Below are 21,391 nucleotides of genomic sequence, written 5' to 3'. Positions count from 1 at the left end.
TGAGACTGAAAGATGACCCTTATGAATACAAGGTTGAAACAACAATCCCTGAAGTCGCTCCAGGAGATTCCCGGCGTCGGCAAGAGCATTGCGGAGGACTTATGGGAGCTCGGCATCCGGAAAGTCCCCGACCTTGAAGGAAAAGATCCCGAGGAACTTTACATCAAGCGTTGCGCCCAGGTCGGGATGCCAATCGATCGATGTCTCTTGTACGTTTTCCGATGCGCAGTCTATTATGCCTCAACGCAACGCAGGCAGCCTGAACTCCTGAAGTGGTGGAACTGGAAAAACAGAACGCTCACCTGACACCGTTATGCACTCATCTCCCCCACGACTGAAACTGATTGCTGCGTTTGCCTCGGTCTATATTGTCTGGGGCTCGACTTATCTTGCTATTCGCCTCGCCATTGAGACGATTCCGCCGCTGCTCATGGCTGGCTTCCGGTTCATTATCGCCGGATCGATGATGTACCTCTGGGGATACGTTCGCTCCAAGGAACGACCGACACTTACACATTGGAAATCCGCCGCCATCGTCGGACTGATGCTCCTGCTCGTCGGCAACGGCGGCCTCAGCTGGTCCGAACAATTGATCCCCTCCGGCATCGCTGCTCTCCTCGTCGCTGTCAGTCCTCTCTGGTTCATCCTCATCGACTGGATGCAGGGAGGCACTCGTCCGACTGCCGGTGTTTTCATCGGTTTGGCTCTCGGGACACTCGGGATTGCCATCCTCGTCGACCCGGCCGATCTCGTCGGAGGAGGCGAAGTGAGCGCTCTCGGCGCGTCTGTCCTGCTTGTGTCATCGGTCTGTTGGGCTTTCGGATCGTTCTATTCACGGCGGGCAAAACTCCCTTCGTCGCCCGCAATTGCCAATGGCATGGAGATGCTTGTCGGCGGCGTGGGATTGATCGTCGTCGGACTCCTCATGGGAGAGCTGCGCCAGCTCCACCTGGCGCACATTACGACCACTTCCCTTTTTGCTGTAGCGTATCTCGTCGTCTTTGGCTCCATCATCGGTTTCTCATCGTACATCTGGCTTTTTCGCAACACGACGCCGACACGTGCGTCGACCTACGCATATGTGAATCCGATCGTTGCCGTATTCATCGGCTGGTCCGTCGGCGGCGAGCAGCTGCCGACCCGCGTATTTCTCGCAGCGGCTTTGATCATCGCGGCAGTTGCCACGATCACCATATTCGGCACAAGAAAGAGATCAAAGGCGATCGAGACGCTCTCGGCTAAAGAAGAATGAAGGTCGGGGAGTTTGCAGGTTTTGAGTTTTGGGTTTCACGTTTTGAGTTGTGAATTCAAAGTTCCAAGTATGAGGTTCAAAGTTCCAAGTTGCCTGTTTCGATTCACCATTTACTGTTTACTCTTCACTCATCATGAACACGCGTGTAAAAATCTGCTGTATCAAGAGCATTGAAGAGGCGGAGATGGCAATCCGATACGGCGCTTCGGCGCTCGGGTTTGTTTCCGCAATGCCGAGCGGACCGGGACCAATTTCGGAGGATCTGATCGCCGACATTATTCCGCGCCTTCCCGCCGGCGTCTCTACCTTTCTTCTGACGTCCAAACAAGATGCGCCTTCCATCATCGACCAACAGCGTAGGACCAACGCGAACACGGTACAACTCGTTGATGCCGTTCCGTTCGAAACCTATCGCGAATTGAAGAACTCTCTTCCCTCCGTATCAATCGTCCAGGTTGTTCACGTCACCGGGAACGATGCCATTGCAGCCACCTTGTCCGTGGCTCCTTTTGTCGACGCACTTCTCCTTGACTCGGGTAACCCAAATCTCCCGGTCAAACAACTTGGCGGAACAGGGCGCGTGCATGATTGGACCGTCAGTAAAACAATCTGCGCCCTGATATCGAAGCCTGTCTATCTCGCCGGCGGACTCAACCCCGAGAATGTCGCCGACGCAATCCGCCTCGTCCGTCCGTTTGGTGTCGATCTCTGCAACGGCGTCCGGACCAATGGCTCCCTCGACGAAACAAAGCTCTCCCGCTTCTTCGATGCAGCCAAGCAGGCCTGATTTGTCCCAGAAAGTTCCACTTCTGTAGCCTGCCTCCGGCCACAACCCCCTTCAGAATCAAGCGATTTCAACGTCTCCCAAAGGAACTCAAGAAACCTGCGCGGTTTCGGAACTAATCATTTCTGGAAATGGTTAGGAAATGACCAAGTTCAATGAGATTCCTCGGCATCACACAGGAAACCCGGGATACCCGAAGGGTTTCTAGACAATTTCCAGGGGACAAATGAACATTCCAGACTCAGAAATTCGTGCGAGAATCCTCGAGAAGGCTCGTGAGCACTTCCTTCAGTTTGGTTTCAGTACGGTGACAATGAGCGACATCGCCTCCGAACTGGGGATGAGCAAGAAGACCGTCTATGCACATTTTCCCAGCAAAGAGGAACTTGCCTCGGATATGGTCCGGGGACTGCAATCGGAATTATCGTCGCAGATCGATGCGCTCGTCGACAACCAGTCCATGGATTTCATAGAGAAGTTGAAACGCATACTCGACCTCACGGCGGCCCATCACAGCCAGTTGACACCGCACTTCAGAATGGACCTCCAGAAGCACGCGCCCGGAGTCTGCAAATGCACTGACGACTTTCAGAACCAGCAGATCCACACCGTTGTTTCGAAAGTCATTCAACAGGGCGTCCGCGAAGCGATGTTCCGTAGTGACATCGAAGAACCCATCGTCACTGCGATGTTCATCGCAGCATTCCAGGCATTACTGAGACCTGAATCGCTCGGCCGGCTCCAACGGCCAATTTCTCACATCATTGAAGCAGTCAGCAGCGTCATGTTCCGCGGCATTCTTACAGATGAAGCGCGCTTGCGATTGCACACGCAACCGCTTGTTTCACCGAACGCATCGCCTGTTCCCACAGCGGCATAAAATCATTACACAATCGTCTGAACCAGAACACAACCATAGAACAATTCACGAAGACTCCTATGAAACGATTTCTCCATCTTCTTTTGACGCTGTCGCTCTTCGCAGGCGCACAGACCGGATCCGCCCAACAGAAGCTCCAACTCAGTCTTGATGACGCCGTCCGGCTGAGCTTCGACAAGAGCAAATCTCTCCACGCATCGCTCATGAAGGTACAATACGCCGACGCGAAAGCCGGCGAGGTGGGCACGATTCTGCTTCCCTCTGTGAAATTCAACGGAGGGTACACAAAGCTGAGCGACATTCCGGCTGCGCAGTTTTCTCTGCCCAGTTTGCCTGCACCGATTACGCTTTCACCGTCGATCAGCAACAACTTCAATGCGCGTGTCACTGTTCAGCAGCCTCTGTTCACGGGCTACAAGTTTCAGCGAAGCGTAGACATCGCTGACTTTGCCGCGCAGGCAACGCAAAAGGAATTCGACAGTGACAAGTCGTCGCTCACGTTCAATGTCAAGAGTGCTTACTGGAATCTGGCGAAATCATTCGAACTCCAGAAGGTGGTCGACGAGAACGTCGACCAGGTCAAAGCGCATCTGAAAGATGTCCAAAACTGGCTGAGCCAGGGACTGATCACCAACAACGAGGTCCTCAAAGTACAGGTCCAGCTTTCCGATGTTCGCTTGCGCCAGATCGACGCCCACAACAACGTCCAGCTCGCGAGGATCATGCTCAATAACGTGATCGGATTGCCTCTGGATTCTGATGTCCAGCTCACGACAGACCTCATGCATGAGCACCGGGTGTTTGACGCCCTGCCTGCGCTGATCAACCAGGCGCACGAACGTCGGCCGGAAATCAAATCGATGCAGTATCGCGTTCAGGCGAGCGACGCCGCGGTCTCGCTGGCCCAGTCCGGCTGGTGGCCTCAGCTCTACCTCGTCGGTAACTACGTGACGGCCAGGCCCAATCAGCGGATATTCCCGACGCAGGACGTTTTCAAGGACACGTGGGATGTGGGTGTTTCGGTGTCGCTGGACTTGTGGAATTGGGGAACAACAGTTCGCCAGACCGACCAGGCGAAAGCACAACTTGAGCAGACAAGAGACGGTTTGGGACAACTTCGCGACGCGGTTGCTCTCGAAGTCACACGCGATTATCTCAACCTTGCCCGCGCCAGAGAACGCATCAGCGTTGCCGAGCAGGGTGTGCGGCAGGCCGAGGAAAATTATCGTGTGACAAGCGGGAAATTCAAGCAGGGGCTTGCCTTGAACACAGATCTCCTGGATTCAGAAGTGGCGCTTCTCCAGGCCAAAACCAACTATGCGCAAGCTGTTGCCGATTATGAGCTTGCTGAGGCCAGCCTGGAACGATCCATTGGAGAATGAGGAACTGGAAGTAGTGAGTATGTAGTAGTTAAGTATGTGAGTAGTTGAGTAAGACAGTAGTTGAGATTTTAAGTATCTGAGTATAAGAACGCTATCTACATTAAGGAGATCATTATGAAGAAAATGAAGTTGTTTTCGGGAGTCGTGATAGTCCTGGCTCTCACGGTTGCGATATTGCTGAACAACCGGACCAAAATGCAGGCGCGGTCGAAGCCAGACGTAGTCCGTTTTCTCCCTGTTACGGTCGCTCAGGTGACCAAAGAAAGGCTCTCTGAGTCCGTTTCGCTCGTCGGCACGATCACGGCGAATAGCGACGTGGCGATTGTGTCGGAGACACAGGGCAAAGTGATTCGGGTTCTTGCCAGCATCGGCGACTACGTGAAGGCAGGGGCGACGATCGTTGAAGTTGATGATGAACTCAAGAAGGCTGCATATGCGACAACCGAAGTAAATTACGAGAAGGCCAAGAAAGACCTCGAACGCTACGAGTCACTGATCAAAGACAGCTCGGTCTCTGACACGCAGCTCGAGGGAGCGCGTCTGGCGTTCAAATCGGCAGAGGCGCAGTATATCGTGGCACGCCGTCAGTTCAACGATACCAAGATCAAGACACCGATCGCCGGAGTCGTCAGTGCGCGGCAGGTCGATGTGGGCACGATGATTCAGACCAACAATACGATCGCGAATGTGGTTGACATTTCGATGTTGAAGGTAAGGCTCAACGTCTCCGAGCAGGATGCGTTTCGCATCAAGGCTGGCGACAAGGTTGAGGTAGCGACCGACGTCTATCCGGGTATCACATTCGAAGGGAAAGTATCATCGATCAGCTCCAAGGCAGACGATGCGCATACCTACCCCGTTGAGGTCGTGCTGGCAAACAGCGCCAGGCATCCGTTAAAGGCAGGCATGTTCGGGCGCGTATCGCTTGTCTCGGTGAAAGATCATGAGTCAGTGACAATACCGCGCCAGGCGCTTGTGGGCAGCACAAAGAAACCGCAGGTGTACGTTGTTGACAACGGCATCGCGCGGCTGCGGAATATCGTGGTCGGTGCACAGGTCGGCACGAATCTCGAAGTCCTGAACGGAATCATGGAATCGGAAACCATTGTGATGAGCGGACAGAACAACCTGAAAGACAGCGTCGCAGTAACGGTGCTGAAATAAGAGGAGAATGACACATGACGCTTACTGAATTAGCAATCAAACGTCCTTCGCTGATTGTCGTGATTTTTACGGTGTTCGGCGTTCTGGGCCTCTTCAGTTTCGGGCAGCTCAAGTACGAACTGCTGCCGAAGATTTCACCGCCTATCGTTACCATTGCGACAGTCTATCCGGGAGCGGCCCCGACAGAGGTTCAAACCTCGGTGTCCAAGGTCATCGAAGATGCGGTTTCAGGACTCGACAAGATTTCTTCCGTCAACGCTTCATCGGCTGAGGGAGTCTCATTCGTCACCATCGAGTTCCTGCAGTCTGCCGACGTCAACCTCGCGCTTCAGGACGCACAGCGCAAAGTGAACGAGGTGGTCTCGAAGCTTCCGTCGGGCGCAAAAGCCCCGACGATTTCCAAATTCGCGATCGACGAGCGCCCGATTATCCGTATGGGGGCAACCGGTTCGATGAGCAGCCGCGAGTTCTATCAGTTGCTCAAGAACCGCGTTCAGCCGGAGCTCTCGAAACTCGACGGCGTCGCCCAGGTGACTCTTGTGGGTGGAGACGAACGGGAGATCAAGGTCAATATCGACGCGCTGAAGCTCCGCTCGTACGGGCTCTCCCTCCTCCAGGTGGCACAGGTCATCAAGTCGTCGAACCTTGACTTTCCGACGGGGAAGGTGAAAGAGGATGGGACGCAGTATGTCGTGCGATTGGCAGGGAAATTCAGCTCAGTTGAAAGCCTGCGCAATCTGGTCGTTGCCCAGTCGAAACAGGGAGGCAACATCAAGCTCTCTGACATCGCCGAGGTTCAGGATGGACAAAAAGACTACGCAACGCTCAGCCGCATCAACGGCATCACCTCGGTGGGCATCCTTATTTCGAAACAGAATGATGCGAATGCCGTGGACGTCAGTAAGATCGTCCGCGCCGCACTGCCCAAGCTCGAGCAGAAATTCTCCGATGCCAGCCTCAAGTTCGATGTGGCGCAGGATGGATCCGTCTTTACGCTTGATGCGGCGAACGGCGTGAAAAAGGACCTTGCCCTCGCGATCATGCTGGTTGCCATTGTCATGCTTGCCTTTTTACACAGCATCCGGAACTCCGTCATCGTGATGATCGCCATTCCGGCGTCAATGATTTCGACGTTCATCGCCATGTATGTGTTTGATATGTCCCTCAACCTGATGACCCTGCTGGGCCTTTCGCTTGTGGTCGGTATTCTCGTTGACGACTCCATCGTCGTTCTCGAGAACATCTACCGCCATCTTGAGATGGGCGAGGAACGCAGGTCCGCCGCCCTCAAAGGGCGGAATGAAATCGGTTTCGCGGCATTGTCGATCACCCTCGTTGACGTTGTCGTCTTCTTACCCCTCTCTCTTGTTTCGGGGCTTATCGGAAACATCATGAGGGAATTCGCCCTGGTTGTTGTGTTCTCGACACTCATGTCTCTCTTTGTATCGTTTACCGTGACTCCCCTTCTGGCGTCCCGGTTTGCGAAGCTGGAGCACCTGACGAAGAACTCCATACTCGGCTCATTTGCTCTCTGGTTCGAAGGAGTGTACGAGAAGCTTGCCGCGCTGTACGTGAAGACCCTGCACTGGGCACTTGCGAACAGGGGCAAAGTGTATGCGATGGCAGGCTCGATGTTTGTCGCCTCCTTTGCATTGGTGCCACTTGGCTTCATCGGCTCGGAATTCATAGCCGTTGCTGATCGCGGTGAGTTTACCGTCACTCTCGAACTGGCCCCGGGTTCGACATTCGAAAACACGAACTTTGTGACACAGCGGGTCGAAAAGATCATCGCCGGCGTGCCTGAGGTGAAGAAGATGTTTGTCAATGTCGGCGTTTCCAGCGAAGGGTTCGTCGGCCAGACATCGAACAATAGTTCAGAACTGAACGTCACCCTGGTTCCGCGCGAGGAGCGCAAGCGATCGACAGATGAGGTCGGCGCTGAAATCAAATTGAAAGCCTCTGACATCCCGGGCGTCAAGGTGCGCGTCAACCCGATCGGAATCTTCGGTACCGCAAACCAGACGCCGATTCAGATCGCTGTCAGCGGCACGAACTACGAAGAAGTCCGGGCAGCATCCCAGAGGCTCGTCGATGTTATCAAGACCATCCCCGGTACGGCAGATGTCCGCCTTTCGTCGGAAGAAGGAAAACCGGAAACGCGCATCGAGATCGACCGGCAGAAACTGGCTGCGCTCGGTCTTTCCCTCTCGGAGGTCGGTGCGTCGCTGCGGATAGCGCTCAACGGCGACGATGATTCGAAATATCGTGAGGGGGATGATGAGTATGATCTGCGGATCGTGCTGGATGAATTTGACAGATCGAAGACATCCGACGTCGGAAGTCTTACGGTCGCGAACCGGAAGGGACAGCTGATTGAGTTGACGCAGTTCGCCACCATCACGCAATCGACGGGCCCCTCTAAACTGCAACGCAAGGACCGCAACTTTTCCGTCACAGTGTTTTCGCAGGCGGTTGGTCGCCCGAGCGGCAGCATCGGAGCAGACATTCAAAAAGCGATCAGCCAGGGAAGCCTGATCCCTGCGAATATGAGCATCGCATATCTCGGCGACCTGAAGAACCAGGCAGACGGGTTCGGAAGCCTCGGCCTTGCGCTGCTCGCCGCCATTCTGTTCACGTACCTGATCATGGTGGCGTTGTACGACTCGTACGTCTATCCGTTTGTTGTGCTGTTCTCGATTCCGGTGGCTATGATCGGAGCCTTGCTCGCGCTCGCGCTGACGATGAAATCGCTAAGTATTTTCTCGATTCTTGGCATCATTATGCTTGTCGGACTTGTAGGCAAGAACGCAATTCTCCTTGTCGATCGTGCGAACCAGATGCGTTCCGAGAAAGGGTTGAGCACCTACGATGCACTGATCGAAGCCGGTCAGACGAGGTTACGCCCAATCCTGATGACCACGGTTTCTATGGTGGTCGGTATGCTGCCGATCGCACTGAGCTCCGAAGCCGGAGCAGAGTGGAAATCGGGGCTCGCGTGGGTGCTCGTCGGCGGGCTCATCAGCTCGCTTCTGTTGACGCTCGTGCTCGTACCTGTGATGTACACCAAGGTCGATGAATGGCGCGTGAAGCTTCCAGCGTTTGTCCGAAGAGTTGTCCCGCAACGACTGCGCGGAGAATCAACGGAGACAATCGCCGGCTTCCAGCAACCCTGATCTAAGCGGGCCATCGGGAGTGTTAACGTTTCGGTTCGGCAAGTTTTAGTCAGGTCATACGTCTAATGAACAACGGCCGCCACTGCCCGTGACGGCCGTTTTTTTTGTTCCTGCCACAAGGCCTGTCCAAAAAGTACTATCAAAGCTCACTGCTGCATTGGGGAATCTAAAATATTGACTATTGGTGAAACTCAACGTGGTCGAAAGGGCCTTCCCGTCTGACCTTATGGGACATGAATGGCGGGCAGGTCGACCAACCTTTTGGACAGCATCAATTTGATTTTGTTCAAAGAGTTGCCGTATTTGATTCAAGTGCCGTTCAATCAATTCCAGGAATGCAGTTGAAAAATGCTATTTTGCTCACCCTCTTCATTTCATTGGGTTCGATTGGGATCCTGGCTCAGGACCGATCCGACAGTCCTGTCTACAAGAACTATCGCAATCCCTCCCCTTCTGCTCAACTCAAGCGTTCGGATATCGATTACAACCTGATGCACATTTTTATGCTTGAGCGCAAGGCGTACTCAGGCGACGTGGCGGCGCAACAGGAGTTGGGGCTTCGGTATCTGCTTGGCGAAGGGGTTGTTGCCGACACTCTGAAGGGGGCTTTCTGGATCAAGCGCGCCGCAGAACAGAATTCCGCCGATGCGGCCTACAACCTCGGCATACTCGAATTCAACGGCATGGGATTACCGTGGAATCCGTTCGACGCGTATAAGCTTTTCAAGACGGCAGCGACGCAGGGAATGGTCGAGGCCGAGTACATTCTGAGCATGTTCATGACGGAAAATCTTGTCGTACCTCGCAACTGGGAAGAAGCGTACAAGTGGCTCAAGAAATCGGCGGACGCCGGATACGCTCCCGCCAAGGAAGCAGTCGCTGATTTCGATGCGCGAGGGCTCGGAAAAAAGGACGAAGATCAAAGCGCCAAAAAAGACACATCCTCTTCAAAGAAGAAGCCCCCCGTGAAGCAGACCCTCGGCTTTGTGTTTCTTGATGCAGAAGCCGACACCGCAACGCAAAGCGACGCGACACTTCTGAAGGACGCTCTGCGTGAAGCAACACCACAGCTGAAAAGAGCGCTTGGCATATCCAAGGAACCAACGAAAGCGCTCGATCTTGACACAGCGGGCATGAGAGCCATTCGGGAATCAGCCGAAGAAGGAAGCCCGGAGGCGTTGACGATCCTCGGGCGCAGCTATGAACGCGGCATCGGCGTTACAAAAGATCCTGTAACGGCCGCGATGTATTATATCCGTGCAATTAGAATGTCCTCGCCGCGTGCTCCCGGCTTGCTCGCTCGTTTGATCGAACAGAAAGGGTTCTTCGAGTTGATCAAGTCACGGGTAGGACAGCACGATGGGGATGCGGAGTTTACCTGGGCCGCAATGAACGCATTGAAGCTCGATTATCTGATGTCACAGAAAGAAGGATTCATCACAGACAAGCAAGCGCTTGAATTCCTGACGCGGGCTTCCTCTGTGAACCACATACAGGCCATGATCGAGCTCGGATTGTGCTATTACTCGGGCCGATGGGTACCGGAAGACCGCCGTCAGGCGATGGTGCTCTGGGCGAAGGCATCTGCGTTGGGAAGCCGCGAAGCGAGACTTCGCATCGCTGCGCTCTCGGTCCGAACAGAAAAGAACATGAAGACACTATCGGCAACAATTGCCGAGCTCGAGCAGGCAGCTCAGAGGGGAGCGGTTCTCGCTCAGGTCGCGCTCGGGTACTGCTATGAAACGGGCACCGGTGTCGCAAAGAGACTTCCGGAAGCGGTCAAATGGTACCGCAGCTCTGCCCAGCGGGGAAGTCAGGACGCGTACTACGCACTGAAACGACTTCATGATCAAATCCGTCCGAAAGACAAGGAGTTTCAAATCGGCGAGTTGGAGTAGCTGTTGGCTTCTGGCAGTTGGCGGTTAGCTTCTAGTTCTGTGCCATTGGCGACGGCCATTGTTTGCTGTCGATACCAAGGACATCAAATGCATCTGGCAGATCTTGGATTTGATAATTGGTTTGAAGAGAAACGTAGGGGGCTCGCGTTACCGGACTGCACTATCGCGCGCGTCACCAGAGTCGACAGGGACCGGTACCTCGTTCGCAATGAGCACAATGAAGTTCAAGCGGAGCCTACAGGCAGGCTCCTCTTTTCTGTCGAATCAAGCCAAGATCTCCCCTGCGTTGGGGACTGGGTCCTGGTCCAGTACCACAATGATGGCACACTTGCAATTATTCACGACCTACTCCCAAGAAGAACCTTCTTGCGTCGCAAATCCGCCGGTGATAAAGTTGAATACCAGATGATCGCTTCGAATATCGATGTCGCCTTCATCATGCAATCGTGCGATCTCAATTTCAACCTTCGCCGAATGGAGAGATATCTCGTGATGGTCAATGAGGGCCGGGTCGAGCCTGTCATCCTGCTCAGCAAGAGCGATCTCGTCAGCGCCGGGGAATTAGAGAAACGGATGTCAGAGATCCGGGATGCACGAATCAATGCAAGGATCATCGCATGCAGCAACAATACTGAAAAGGGCCTCGAGATAGTGAGGCAGGCTCTGAAAAAAGGAAAGACATACTGCTTGCTTGGGTCCTCGGGTGTGGGCAAAACTACACTTCTAAACCATCTTCTCGGTTGCGAGGCATTTGAAACAAGTCCGGTTCGTGAAAAGGACAGCAGGGGAAGGCATACGACGGCGCGCCGTCAGATGACAGTCCTGAACAGCGGCGCACTCTTGGTTGACACTCCAGGCATGAGGGAACTGGGTTTGATGGGTGTCGGGGCAAGTATAGACGACAGTTTCTCTGATATTCACGAACTCTCGAAGCACTGCCGGTTCAATGATTGTACGCACTCCGTCGAAATCGGTTGTGCGATCCTCGGTGCAGTTCAGAGTGGCTCTCTCGGTGAGGCTCGGTATCAGAGTTATTTGAAATTGATCAAGGAATCCCAATTCCATGAGATGACCTACGTCGAGAGACGCAAGAAGGACAAGCAATTTGGGCGAATGATCAAGACCGCAATGCAAGAGCTTAAGAAGCGAAAACCTTCGTCTTGATGGACCGAGGCAACCAATGTGTCTGTTCAGGGTGGCGGTCCGCAACGGTGCTACTCATCGCAGTCCGCTTCACAGGACGTAGATGGGCGTTTTGCCCGGACGTTGGTGGTACACAATCTAGTTCTACGGAAGAGCTCCTGCCCCACAGATAGTATGGGATGGACAAGCTTTTCAAGCTCGGTACGCGAGTTCGCCTGTCCGCCGTCTGTTTGGCGTAAATCCCGTTGGGGGTACCACTTCTGGAGTAATTTCACTGGTTCCATGGATTGAAGCTGTACAAAAACCTGCCGATTTGGTAATCAATTTGGTATAGGCCTCTTTCATCAAGCCGTGACTCATCTTTGTGCCAATTTAACTCCCGCCGTGTTCCAAAGAACTTAGAGCATGTATGCTTAGGTAACCGTATTTGACTTCCTGAGTAGGGATGAAGAACTCAAATGATGCATTGAGAAAAGCGAACATACCGCTGGGAATTCACAGATGAAGACAGGAAGCGATTTGTCCGTGCTTCCTGCGCCAGTCCTTTGGCGGTACCTCCCGGCCATTGACTTTCTGCGATAACTGTCATACCATTCTCCAACCACCGTGACCCGCCTCTGATAATCAAGTTTGACCCGTCGAATGTGGAGTTGAAACCTCCGTCTTTGTGTGAAGCGATGAGGGAGGTTTTGTGCTTTCAAGTGTTTTGACTGTGGAGGACATGCGTGAAAAAGAATCCGCGAGGCTGCGAAGGGATATTCAAAAAGAACCTCGCCGGATTTCGTATTGCTGCAATCCTTATTCCGTTGATCTTGTCCCTGACCTCCCTGAACGTTTACGAACCGGTTGAGAAGATCTCGGGCATTATCTCAAATGGTTCCCGCAGTTTGCCTTTCGCCAGAGTCAGAGTTAAGGCTACTCAAATATCAGCGACGGCTGACTTTAGTGGGAGATTTGCACTTCAGGGGGTTAGCACATCAGATAGCGTTGTCGTCACAGCCTGGGCAGAAGGGTATTACAACGGCGAATCGAAGGCCGTGGCCGGCGACACAAACGTAGTAGTGATCCTGACGGCCTTACCATCAAGAGATGATTCATCCTATCAGTTCATCTTTCCAGGTCCTGATTCCACCGCTGCACTAAGCTGCGGCAATTGTCATGCAGAAGTGCTGATGAATCAATGGCGGAACGATGCGCACGGCCAGTCCGGGAAGAATCCCTTCTTCTATGCGATGTACAATGGGACAGATATCAAGGGGAATCCGAATATTGGATTCGGCTACAAACTTGATTTTCCACAAACAAACGGAAACTGTGCGACATGTCACATGCCAGGTGCTGCACTGAACAATCCCTGGGGAGCAAACCCCAATGAGAAGACTGGGACAATTCTTCATGGCATTTTTTGCGACTTCTGTCACAAAATGTACAAGGTAACACCAAGCACCGGACAAGGAACGACAGGTGTCCTTTCAATTACAATGCTACGACCATCACAAGGGAACCAAGTGTTCTTTGGACCATACGATGACATACGCGAGCCAGATGCCTATTTGCCCTTGATGCGCAAGAGCGAAATCTGCGCCCCATGCCACACCGGCAAATTTTGGGGCACCCCTGCATATGATTGTTTTCCTGAGTGGCAGTCAAGTCCTTATCCGGCGATGGGTGTAGAGTGTCAGACTTGTCACATGGCTCCTGATAGAGTCACCACCAACTTTGCCCCAGGGAAAGGGGGCCTAGAACGCGATCCGCTGACGATACCATCTCATCTCATGCCGGGATCGCGCGACCCTAAGATACTGGCAAACTCAGTGACCATGAAGTTGAAGGCCCAGAGGAATAATGACTCCGTGAAGGTCATGGTGACCATCTACAATGACAAGACCGGCCACCATGTACCCACAGGTCACACTTCAAGGAATATGATATTGCAGGTCATAGCAAAGGGATCAGCTGGTGATACACTAAGATCCATCGGAGGCGAGAAGGTCCCACGCTGGGGTGGGGTTGGAGACATTTCTAAAGGGAATTATTCCGGTGTTCCAGGCAAGGGTTTTGCCAAGATATTGGAGGATCTTGATGGATATTCACCCGCCCCACAGTGGCGGCAAACCAGGATTCTAGGTGACAATCGGCTTGCTGCGTTCGCAATTGATACATCCTATTACTATTTCCGAACGCCATCATCAAGCCAGAAGGTAACCATAGAAGCACGTTTAGTATTTCGACGCTTTTTCAAGCCGTGGATGGATGAGAAGGGTTTCGATATTCCAGATATCGTCATGACTGATACAACGGTTTCACTCTCCGTCACGAGTGTTGCAGTAGCTGAAGAACGACTTACGACTCAAGAGCCTTTCTTCCTGGAGCAGAACTATCCGAACCCGTTCAATCAATCTACCATTATCCGTTTCACACTCAAAGAAGCCACACATGTAGTTATGAAACTCGTCAGTGTCTCGGGCGAGGAAGTTTCGACACTGGTAGATGGCTCTTTCAGCAGTGGAAGTCACCAGATTCACCTGGACGCTTCTCGTCTTTCCTCTGGCACATACTTTTGCAAAATGAAAACAGGCAGCGGGGAAGCTACGAGAAAGATTGTAGTCTTGAAATAACATCAATGTGAGGTGGCGAGAAAACCATGCGACCATTAGCCATGATTCTCTTCGTCGTCTGTCTAGTACAAACGACGACAGTTGGGCAAACCATTCTCTATCACGAGAACTTCGAGGATAGCTCTGCAACGTGGTGGAATACCCAGCAGAAGTTCAAGATTGTTTCAGAGGGATCCAACAAGATACTGCAGGGGACCGGCTATGCGGTTGCGAGTATGGGTGAAAGCTGGGACGATTATCGATTTGTAGTACTTGTCAAGTTAGCGAGCGGAAGTGTACATCTCGTATCCAGACAGGCGAAAAGTGGCAGATATGCCATCGGAGTATTTCAGAACATTATTACGTTGACTCGCACCAACTGGCCCGAGAATGTTCATACTCAGCTAGCGCAATCCAACCTCAGTATTGGCTTCAATGTATGGCACCTTTTCAAAATTGAAGGTGTCGGTGATCTCATCAGAGTCTATGTGGACAACATCTTGTACATAACCTATAAGGATCCGGCACCATTGTTGTACGGCCAAATCGGGTTGGAGGTTCTTGATAACAGCACAGCTTATTTTGATGACATCGTTGTGGAGACCGACAAGATAATCCCCAAACAAGGAGCGGACTGGGTCCGTACCGGCGGGCCTCTTGGTGGGATTGGCTACGATGTTCGCATAGATCCGACTGACCCCAATATCATATATGTTACAGACCAATGGGCCGGTGTCCACAAAAGTTATGATGGCGCGAGAACCTGGTACCCAAAGAACGAGGGGATCACAAGCAGATTTGGCTCAACAGGTGATGGAATACCAATTTTCAGTTTGACTGTTGATCCCAATGATCCGAACATCGTGTGGTGCGGAACCCTTGGGATGACAGGAGTATACAGATCCACAGACAAGGGGGAGCACTGGCAACAAAAGAATAATGGCATACCTTCAACAGCGCGCCTCACGTTTCGCTCGTTCACCATTCAGCCGGGGAACTCCAACGTTGTTTATTGCGGCACCGAATGGGTGCTATCGGGCAATGAAATACCTGCCGGTCAAACAGCAGCATCGCGGGGCAAAATATATAAAACCACCAACGGAGGCGACAGCTGGAATGAATTGCTGGATTCCGATGCGTTGGTTCGAACAATAATCGTTGATCCTGCCAATACAAATATCGTCTATGCAGCAACTGGGATTTTTGATCGTGACGATGTGCATGAAGAGGGTATATGGAAAAGTACTGACGCTGGCAAAACGTGGTTTCATATCAATAACGGTGTGACAAACTTAACGGTTGGTCATATTGAAATGGATCCAAACAACTCGAATATCTTGTTTGCCTCTGCAGGTAGATTGAACGATTTTGGCGGCGGCTTAAATGCTGAAATGGGCGAAATATTGAGAACCACAAACGGTGGTCAATCGTGGACCCGCCAATATGGGGGATATCCTGGCCTTCCTTTCATCTATGTCAAAATTGATGACGCCAATTCCAATGTGGTTTATGCCTCTGCATCAGACCGAGGATTTTTCAAAAGCACCGATAAGGGAATAACTTGGTTTCAAACGACATATAATCCTCCTTATATCAATCCCGGTCACATCATTAGTATCGCCACGTGTAAAAGTAAACCCAACTGGCTGATTACCAACAGCTATGGTGGCGGAGTATTCGTCTCTGAGGATGGCGCAAGAAATTGGAGTGCTGCCAGCAAGGGATACACCGGATGCGAGGTAACTGATATCGCTGTTGCCTATGATGATCCGCTCAAAGCAGTTGTGGTTGCAAGAAGCAGTGTTTTTAAGAGCACGGATGGCGGAGACAACTGGTTTGGGATCGGGGCGATGTCGATGAGGTTCAACAATATGCCTAATGGACCACTGGAAATGAGAAGTGTAGCCATACACCCGCTCAATTCCAACATCATGGTGAGCACTGATATGGGGGATAGGATTTTCAAAACCACAGACGGCGGCGGAAGCTGGAGAGTTGTTTTCCAATTGCCCGGGGACGAAATAAGGACGATTGTCTATGCGCCTTCAAATCCGACCATATTGTATGCCGGATGTGTGATCCGTGGCGGTTATCAGATCGATCGTCCCTTTCCGTTCGATCCAACGCAACCAAGCTATGGCGTCCTCAAATCCACCGATGGAGGAGAAACCTGGCAATATGTCAACAACGGCTTGGAATTGACGACCAAAAATATCAACCACATTGCTGTGCATCCTGCTAGTCCGGATACCGTTTATCTGGGAGAGCTGAATTCTGGTGTGTACAAATCGGTGGATGGTGGAAGATCGTGGTTCAAGAGTTCAACAGGCATCACCGTGCCGGATGTTCGAGCGATCGCCATTGATTACGCCAATCCAAGAGTTGTCTATGCGGGAAGTCAAAGGGGAGGCATCTACAAGAGCACAAACAGCGGACAGGACTGGCAAGTTATCAACTATGGGATGGACCCGGAAGCAGCTATCCGATCCATTGTTGTTGATCCAACAAATTCCCAAACGATCTATGCGGGAGACTGGCGCAGCGGTGTCTATCGCTCTCTCGATGCCGGAAAATCATGGTATCGCATCAACGCAGGACTACGTACACGAGCAGTTCAAAAACTGGCGATAAGTAAAGACGGACAATACCTCTATGCCGGTACGCAAGGTGAGGGAGTATTTCGCCTTGCGTTGAATCGAGCCCGCCCTAGTATTCAATCAGTAATCCCCGATACAAGTCGTTCGATTCAAATTGCGAAGGGTGATAGTCTATTGTTTACAATGAATGCAATCGGCTTGAATAACGATGTTATCCACTATAGCTGGTACCTCAACTATTCTCTAATTCCAAATCGGGATTTGCCTCAATACTTCTTGAAGACCGATAAGCTTGAATTTGGTGAGCACCAGCTCAAGGTAGTAGTTACCGACAGTTTTTCGTCATCACAAGCAACCTGGCATGTAAGAGTCATCTCTGTTCTATCAGTAAACGCAGATGGAAAAGATATTCCGACGGAATACCAGCTCTTTCAAAACTATCCCAACCCGTTCAACCCAAGTACAACGGTCAGGTACTCATTGCCGAAGACAGCAAATGTGTCGCTCAGGATCTTCAACACACTGGGTCAGGAAGTCTCAGTGCTTGTAAATGAAGAGAAGGGAGCCGGTTATTACCCGGTTCAGTGGAACGCCAATGTACCCAGCGGCTTATACTTCTATCGCTTGCAGGCAGGGGAATTTGTGGAAACGAAGAAGATGATTCTGATGAAATAGTATCTACTGAATCTTGTAGGAAAAAGAGAGCTGGATTCTTCCAGCGAGTCTGGATCTTTGTTTTGTGAACTACCATATGAGATCCATCCACATTACGGCCATTAGACCTTCGACAATCCTGTCAAAAGTTGATAGTTGTAAGAGCATTTCTCTCCCCGGTTGACTCCTACAGTTTACCTGCTGCCTTCCTTGGTGCACAAGATGGTATGGAGTTGCTGTAAATGTTCCTAGAATTCTGAAAATCACATTGTTTCCCCGGTGGAGGAAAGTGTCCTGGGCGATTTTCAAGAATGACGTGTTTCATATAAGAAACCTCATTCTGCAGCTGGATTTCGCCAAAACTCCTCTCTTTTCCACACCGTCCCGCCTTGAATATCAGCCAAAATTCAGCTAATAAACTCACGATGCGCTAACGAGGAGCAGGGCGGAATAGGGCTGATCTTCCACGCACTCCGCATTTGCTGTAACTGCCGCATCGTTCGCGAAATAGTCCCCCCCCGCACCGGGTCGCAATGAACACTGCTGATGTCGTTTTCAACATCCAACGCTTTTCCCTGCACGATGGTCCGGGCATCCGCACAACTGTGTTCCTCAAAGGATGCTCCATGAGCTGCTTCTGGTGCCACAATCCCGAAGGGCAGCACCCGGAACCGGAGCTTCGCTATTTTCCCGATCGCTGCATCGCCTGCGGACAATGTGTCATCGCATGCCCGAACCATGCCCATGAAATGCATGACGGGGCACATGTCTTTCTACGCGACAAGTGCGATCTGATCGGAAAGTGCGTTGAAACATGTTACTCGCGTGCCCTTCAACTGGAAGGACGCGTCATGTCGGTTGACCAGGTCATGGATGAAGTGCTGGCCGACAGATCGTTTTACGAGTCGTCCGGCGGGGGTGTCACGCTCTCAGGCGGTGAGCCGGCACTGAGCAAGGATTTTGCGGCGGCAATTCTTGAGCAGTGCAAGAACCATCAGCTGCATACAGCAATCGAAACGTGCGGCGAAGTTCCGTGGGCATCGCTCGAGGCTCTCCTTCCCATCACCGACCTGATCATGATGGATATCAAGCATGTCGATTCCGGCAAGCATCAGAGTGCGACCGGCCAGCCGAATGACCGAATCCTTTCGAATGCACGCCAGCTTGCCCTGAGCGGAGCGACGATAATCTTTCGCACGCCAGTCGTCCACTCGGTGAATGACACGGAAGAGGAAATCAAACAGATCGCCTCTTTTGTTCGAGAGCTGATCGAACTTCGCAAGAGCTCCGGCCGGGACGCGAACGGAGGGATCAGATACGAACTCCTCGCATTTCATAAGCTGGCCGCAGAAAAATATCCAAGCCTGGGTCTGGAGTACAAAGCACGGGACGTCGAGCCGCCGACGAAGCAAACAATGACGGTGCTCCTCAACGCCGCACGCCAATGCGGCATCGACGTTTCCATGCGATAGGAAAACGAACATCACATCATCTCTTTGAATGGGGTCTCCATGATTCGCTCCGACACGCAAGAACTGACATTCACCGAACGAATCGATATGCTACGTGCGACAAAGATGCGTCACACGGAAGAGAAATGGCGGGAACTTGGTTCCTTCGACATGGACGACCTCCCGATCATGCTGCCTCCTCCGGCGTCGCGCAAAATCGTTCGGGTCGTCAGCGGGTCCGGATTGCTGATGGTCGATGCCCTCTTCAAGGAATTCACGCCAAAGAGCAATCATCCGAGCGGAGGAATTTTCGGCGCAAGGGCGTGCGGCGAGAATTTCCGCCAACTCATAGACCTGCACCCGCCGTACGTGGATCCGGTGAGCTCTCTCGCCGGAGGATATATGGCTCATTTCCTCGCCTACCGTCAACCCGCATGGAATCCCGACTTCGATTTCTCACATCTCCACGAGGATCAGCAGAAGTACAAACTCCATCACGGCATTGGTGCCGTGCAGCACTTCTGTCAGGACGAGGCAATTGGACTCACGCTTGGCTGGGGGGGGATTCTCGCGAGAATCCGTCACTATCGCACAGTAAACACCGACGAGGAAGCGCGGGAACTGTATGACGGACTCGAACACATGGTGCTCGGCATTCAAGACTGGATCGCGCGGCACGCTGCAACCGCTCGAACGATGGCCCAGAGCGAAGCGCATCCACAGCTGCGCCAGAACCTGACCGAGATGACAACCATCAACGAACATCTGGTACATCGTCCGCCTCAGACGTTTCGTGAGGCGTGCCAATGGATGCTCTATTATCAACTGGCAGGTAAAATGTACAATATGGGCGGCTCGCTTGGACGCGTCGACCAATTTCTGTTCCCTTTCTATGAAGAGGGTAAGAAACAGGGGATACTGACTGACGAAGAGGCCATTTTCCACCTGGCCTGCCATTTCATCATGGACACCAGCTATACGCAGCTCGGCGGTCCCGACGCATCCGGAAAGGACACGACAAATGCCCTCTCCTATCTTGTCCTTGAAGCAGCACATCGGCTGAAAGTGCCTGTGAACGTGGGTGTGTGCGTCGGGAAAGATGTCGATCCGAAACTGCTCCGGCGGGGCGTCGAGATCATGTTTGAGGACAAGACCGGCATACCAAAATTTCTCGGCATCGATCGCACGAGCGAAGGTTTCGCCAGGAATGGACTGCCGATCGAATTGGGACGCCAGCGGGCGTACTCCGGCTGTCATTGGTGCGCGATTCCCGGAAGGGAATACACCGTGAACGACTGTGTCAAGGTGAACCTTGCCACCATCTTTGAAGTAGCGCTCAAAGACATGATGTCCGACCGATCCATCGAACCCTCTCTGGATGAGCTCTGGCGCCGGTTCGCAATGCATCTCCGGCGTGGCGTCGAAACGGTCGCCCTGAGCCTCGATTTTCACATGGATCACATGTATCGGGTCTTCCCCGAGCTGCATCTCGATCTCCTCTGTTACGGTCCGATTGAAAAAGGACGAGACGCATCACATGGCGGCGTTGAATTCTACAACCTGTGCATCGACGGGGCGGGTTTGGCGACAGTTGCCGATTCGTTCGCCGCGGTCGAGCAGCGAGTTGAACGTGAGAAGAAGATCACCTGGAACGAATTGATGAATCTTCTTGACACGAATTGGGCGGGCGAAACCGGCGAGCGTATGCGGCTCATGATGAAGAACGTCCCGCGATACGGAAGCGGCGGATCGAAGGCTGATGAGTTCGGAGTGAATGTCGCGCGCACGTTCACAGCGATCGTCAAAGAGAAACCGACCCCGCATGGGTTCAACCTGATCCCCGGCATCTTTTCCTGGGCGGCAACAATCGCTATGGGAAAAGACGTGGACGCGACGCCTAACGGGCGTTTTTCGAAAAGCCCGATCTCGCACGGTCCTAACCCGGATCCGGGGTTCCGGAAAGACGCTGCCCCGACCGCGCTTGCCTCCATTGTTGCTGCCGTTCAGCCCGGGTATGGCAACACAGCGCCGATGCAGATCGAGCTCGATCCGGGCCTCTCAAAATCGAACGAGGACATCGAGAACGTCGTCGCTCTCATCCGGACGCATTTTGAACTTGGCGGGACGCAGATCAACATGAATATCCTGAACAAGAAGGCAGTGCTCGAGGCCCACAAGGACCCGAGCTCGCATCCCGACCTGGTCGTGCGCGTGACCGGCTTCAGCGCCTATTTCGCGAGCCTTTCACCCGAAATGCGGCAGATTGTGGTGGACCGGATCATTGCGGAGGAGTGATCGACAGTATCGTCTGAAAAAGCAGCATCTGCAAATCCGAAACTTGAAATACGAAACAAGCACGAAATCCGAACTATGCAGCGCTTGAAGGCAGACTCTTTTGACATTTGAATCTGAGGTT

General features: G+C 52.5%; 13 protein-coding genes. All 13 read left to right on the top strand.

Annotated elements, in window-relative coordinates:
• Nucleotides 1–21 precede the first annotated feature (21 nt).
• The 13 genes from NTU47_02995 to NTU47_02935 all read left to right on the top strand — a co-directional run bounded on the left by NTU47_02995 (nt 22) and on the right by NTU47_02935 (nt 21,270).
• Complete coding sequence (locus NTU47_02995) at nt 22–306, top strand: hypothetical protein (GenBank protein ID MCX6132758.1); 285 nt, start codon at nt 22–24, stop codon at nt 304–306.
• Nucleotides 307–313: 7 nt separating this feature from the next.
• Nucleotides 314–1,252 (top strand): drug/metabolite exporter YedA, encoded by a 939-nt coding sequence (gene yedA, locus NTU47_02990; GenBank protein MCX6132757.1) that lies wholly within the window; start codon nt 314–316, stop codon nt 1,250–1,252.
• A gap of 133 nt (nt 1,253–1,385) precedes the next feature.
• Nucleotides 1,386–2,039: a phosphoribosylanthranilate isomerase gene (locus NTU47_02985; GenBank protein ID MCX6132756.1), complete on the top strand. Its 654-nt coding sequence runs from the start codon at nt 1,386–1,388 to the stop codon at nt 2,037–2,039.
• A gap of 223 nt (nt 2,040–2,262) precedes the next feature.
• The gene (locus NTU47_02980; protein ID MCX6132755.1) at nt 2,263–2,916 is read left to right on the top strand and encodes a TetR/AcrR family transcriptional regulator; all 654 of its coding nucleotides are present in this window, start codon (nt 2,263–2,265) and stop codon (nt 2,914–2,916) included.
• A gap of 59 nt (nt 2,917–2,975) precedes the next feature.
• Nucleotides 2,976–4,298: a TolC family protein gene (locus NTU47_02975; protein ID MCX6132754.1), complete on the top strand. Its 1,323-nt coding sequence runs from the start codon at nt 2,976–2,978 to the stop codon at nt 4,296–4,298.
• A gap of 114 nt (nt 4,299–4,412) precedes the next feature.
• The gene (locus NTU47_02970; GenBank protein MCX6132753.1) at nt 4,413–5,462 is read left to right on the top strand and encodes an efflux RND transporter periplasmic adaptor subunit; all 1,050 of its coding nucleotides are present in this window, start codon (nt 4,413–4,415) and stop codon (nt 5,460–5,462) included.
• Between the two features lie 14 nt (nt 5,463–5,476).
• On the top strand, nt 5,477–8,635 hold the full coding sequence (locus NTU47_02965; GenBank protein ID MCX6132752.1) for an efflux RND transporter permease subunit: 3,159 nt from the start codon (nt 5,477–5,479) through the stop codon (nt 8,633–8,635).
• A gap of 341 nt (nt 8,636–8,976) precedes the next feature.
• Nucleotides 8,977–10,533, top strand: coding sequence for a tetratricopeptide repeat protein (locus NTU47_02960; protein MCX6132751.1), 1,557 nt, complete (start codon nt 8,977–8,979; stop codon nt 10,531–10,533).
• An 87-nt stretch (nt 10,534–10,620) separates the two neighbouring features.
• Nucleotides 10,621–11,697, top strand: coding sequence for a ribosome small subunit-dependent GTPase A (rsgA, locus tag NTU47_02955; protein ID MCX6132750.1), 1,077 nt, complete (start codon nt 10,621–10,623; stop codon nt 11,695–11,697).
• Nucleotides 11,698–12,401: 704 nt separating this feature from the next.
• A complete protein-coding gene (locus NTU47_02950; protein MCX6132749.1) occupies nt 12,402–14,294 on the top strand; it encodes a T9SS type A sorting domain-containing protein in 1,893 nt (630 codons plus the stop codon).
• 26 nt (nt 14,295–14,320) lie between these two features.
• Nucleotides 14,321–17,545 (top strand): T9SS type A sorting domain-containing protein, encoded by a 3,225-nt coding sequence (locus NTU47_02945; GenBank protein ID MCX6132748.1) that lies wholly within the window; start codon nt 14,321–14,323, stop codon nt 17,543–17,545.
• Between the two features lie 512 nt (nt 17,546–18,057).
• Nucleotides 18,058–18,996, top strand: coding sequence for a glycyl-radical enzyme activating protein (locus NTU47_02940; GenBank protein ID MCX6132747.1), 939 nt, complete (start codon nt 18,058–18,060; stop codon nt 18,994–18,996).
• 39 nt (nt 18,997–19,035) lie between these two features.
• Nucleotides 19,036–21,270, top strand: coding sequence for a hypothetical protein (locus NTU47_02935; GenBank protein MCX6132746.1), 2,235 nt, complete (start codon nt 19,036–19,038; stop codon nt 21,268–21,270).
• The last annotated feature ends 121 nt before the right edge of the window (nt 21,271–21,391 follow it).

Source organism: Ignavibacteriales bacterium (genome assembly GCA_026390595.1).
Lineage (GTDB): Bacteria > Bacteroidota > Ignavibacteria > UBA10030 > UBA10030 > UBA9647.
This window is presented reverse-complemented; position numbering and strand designations above follow the sequence as displayed.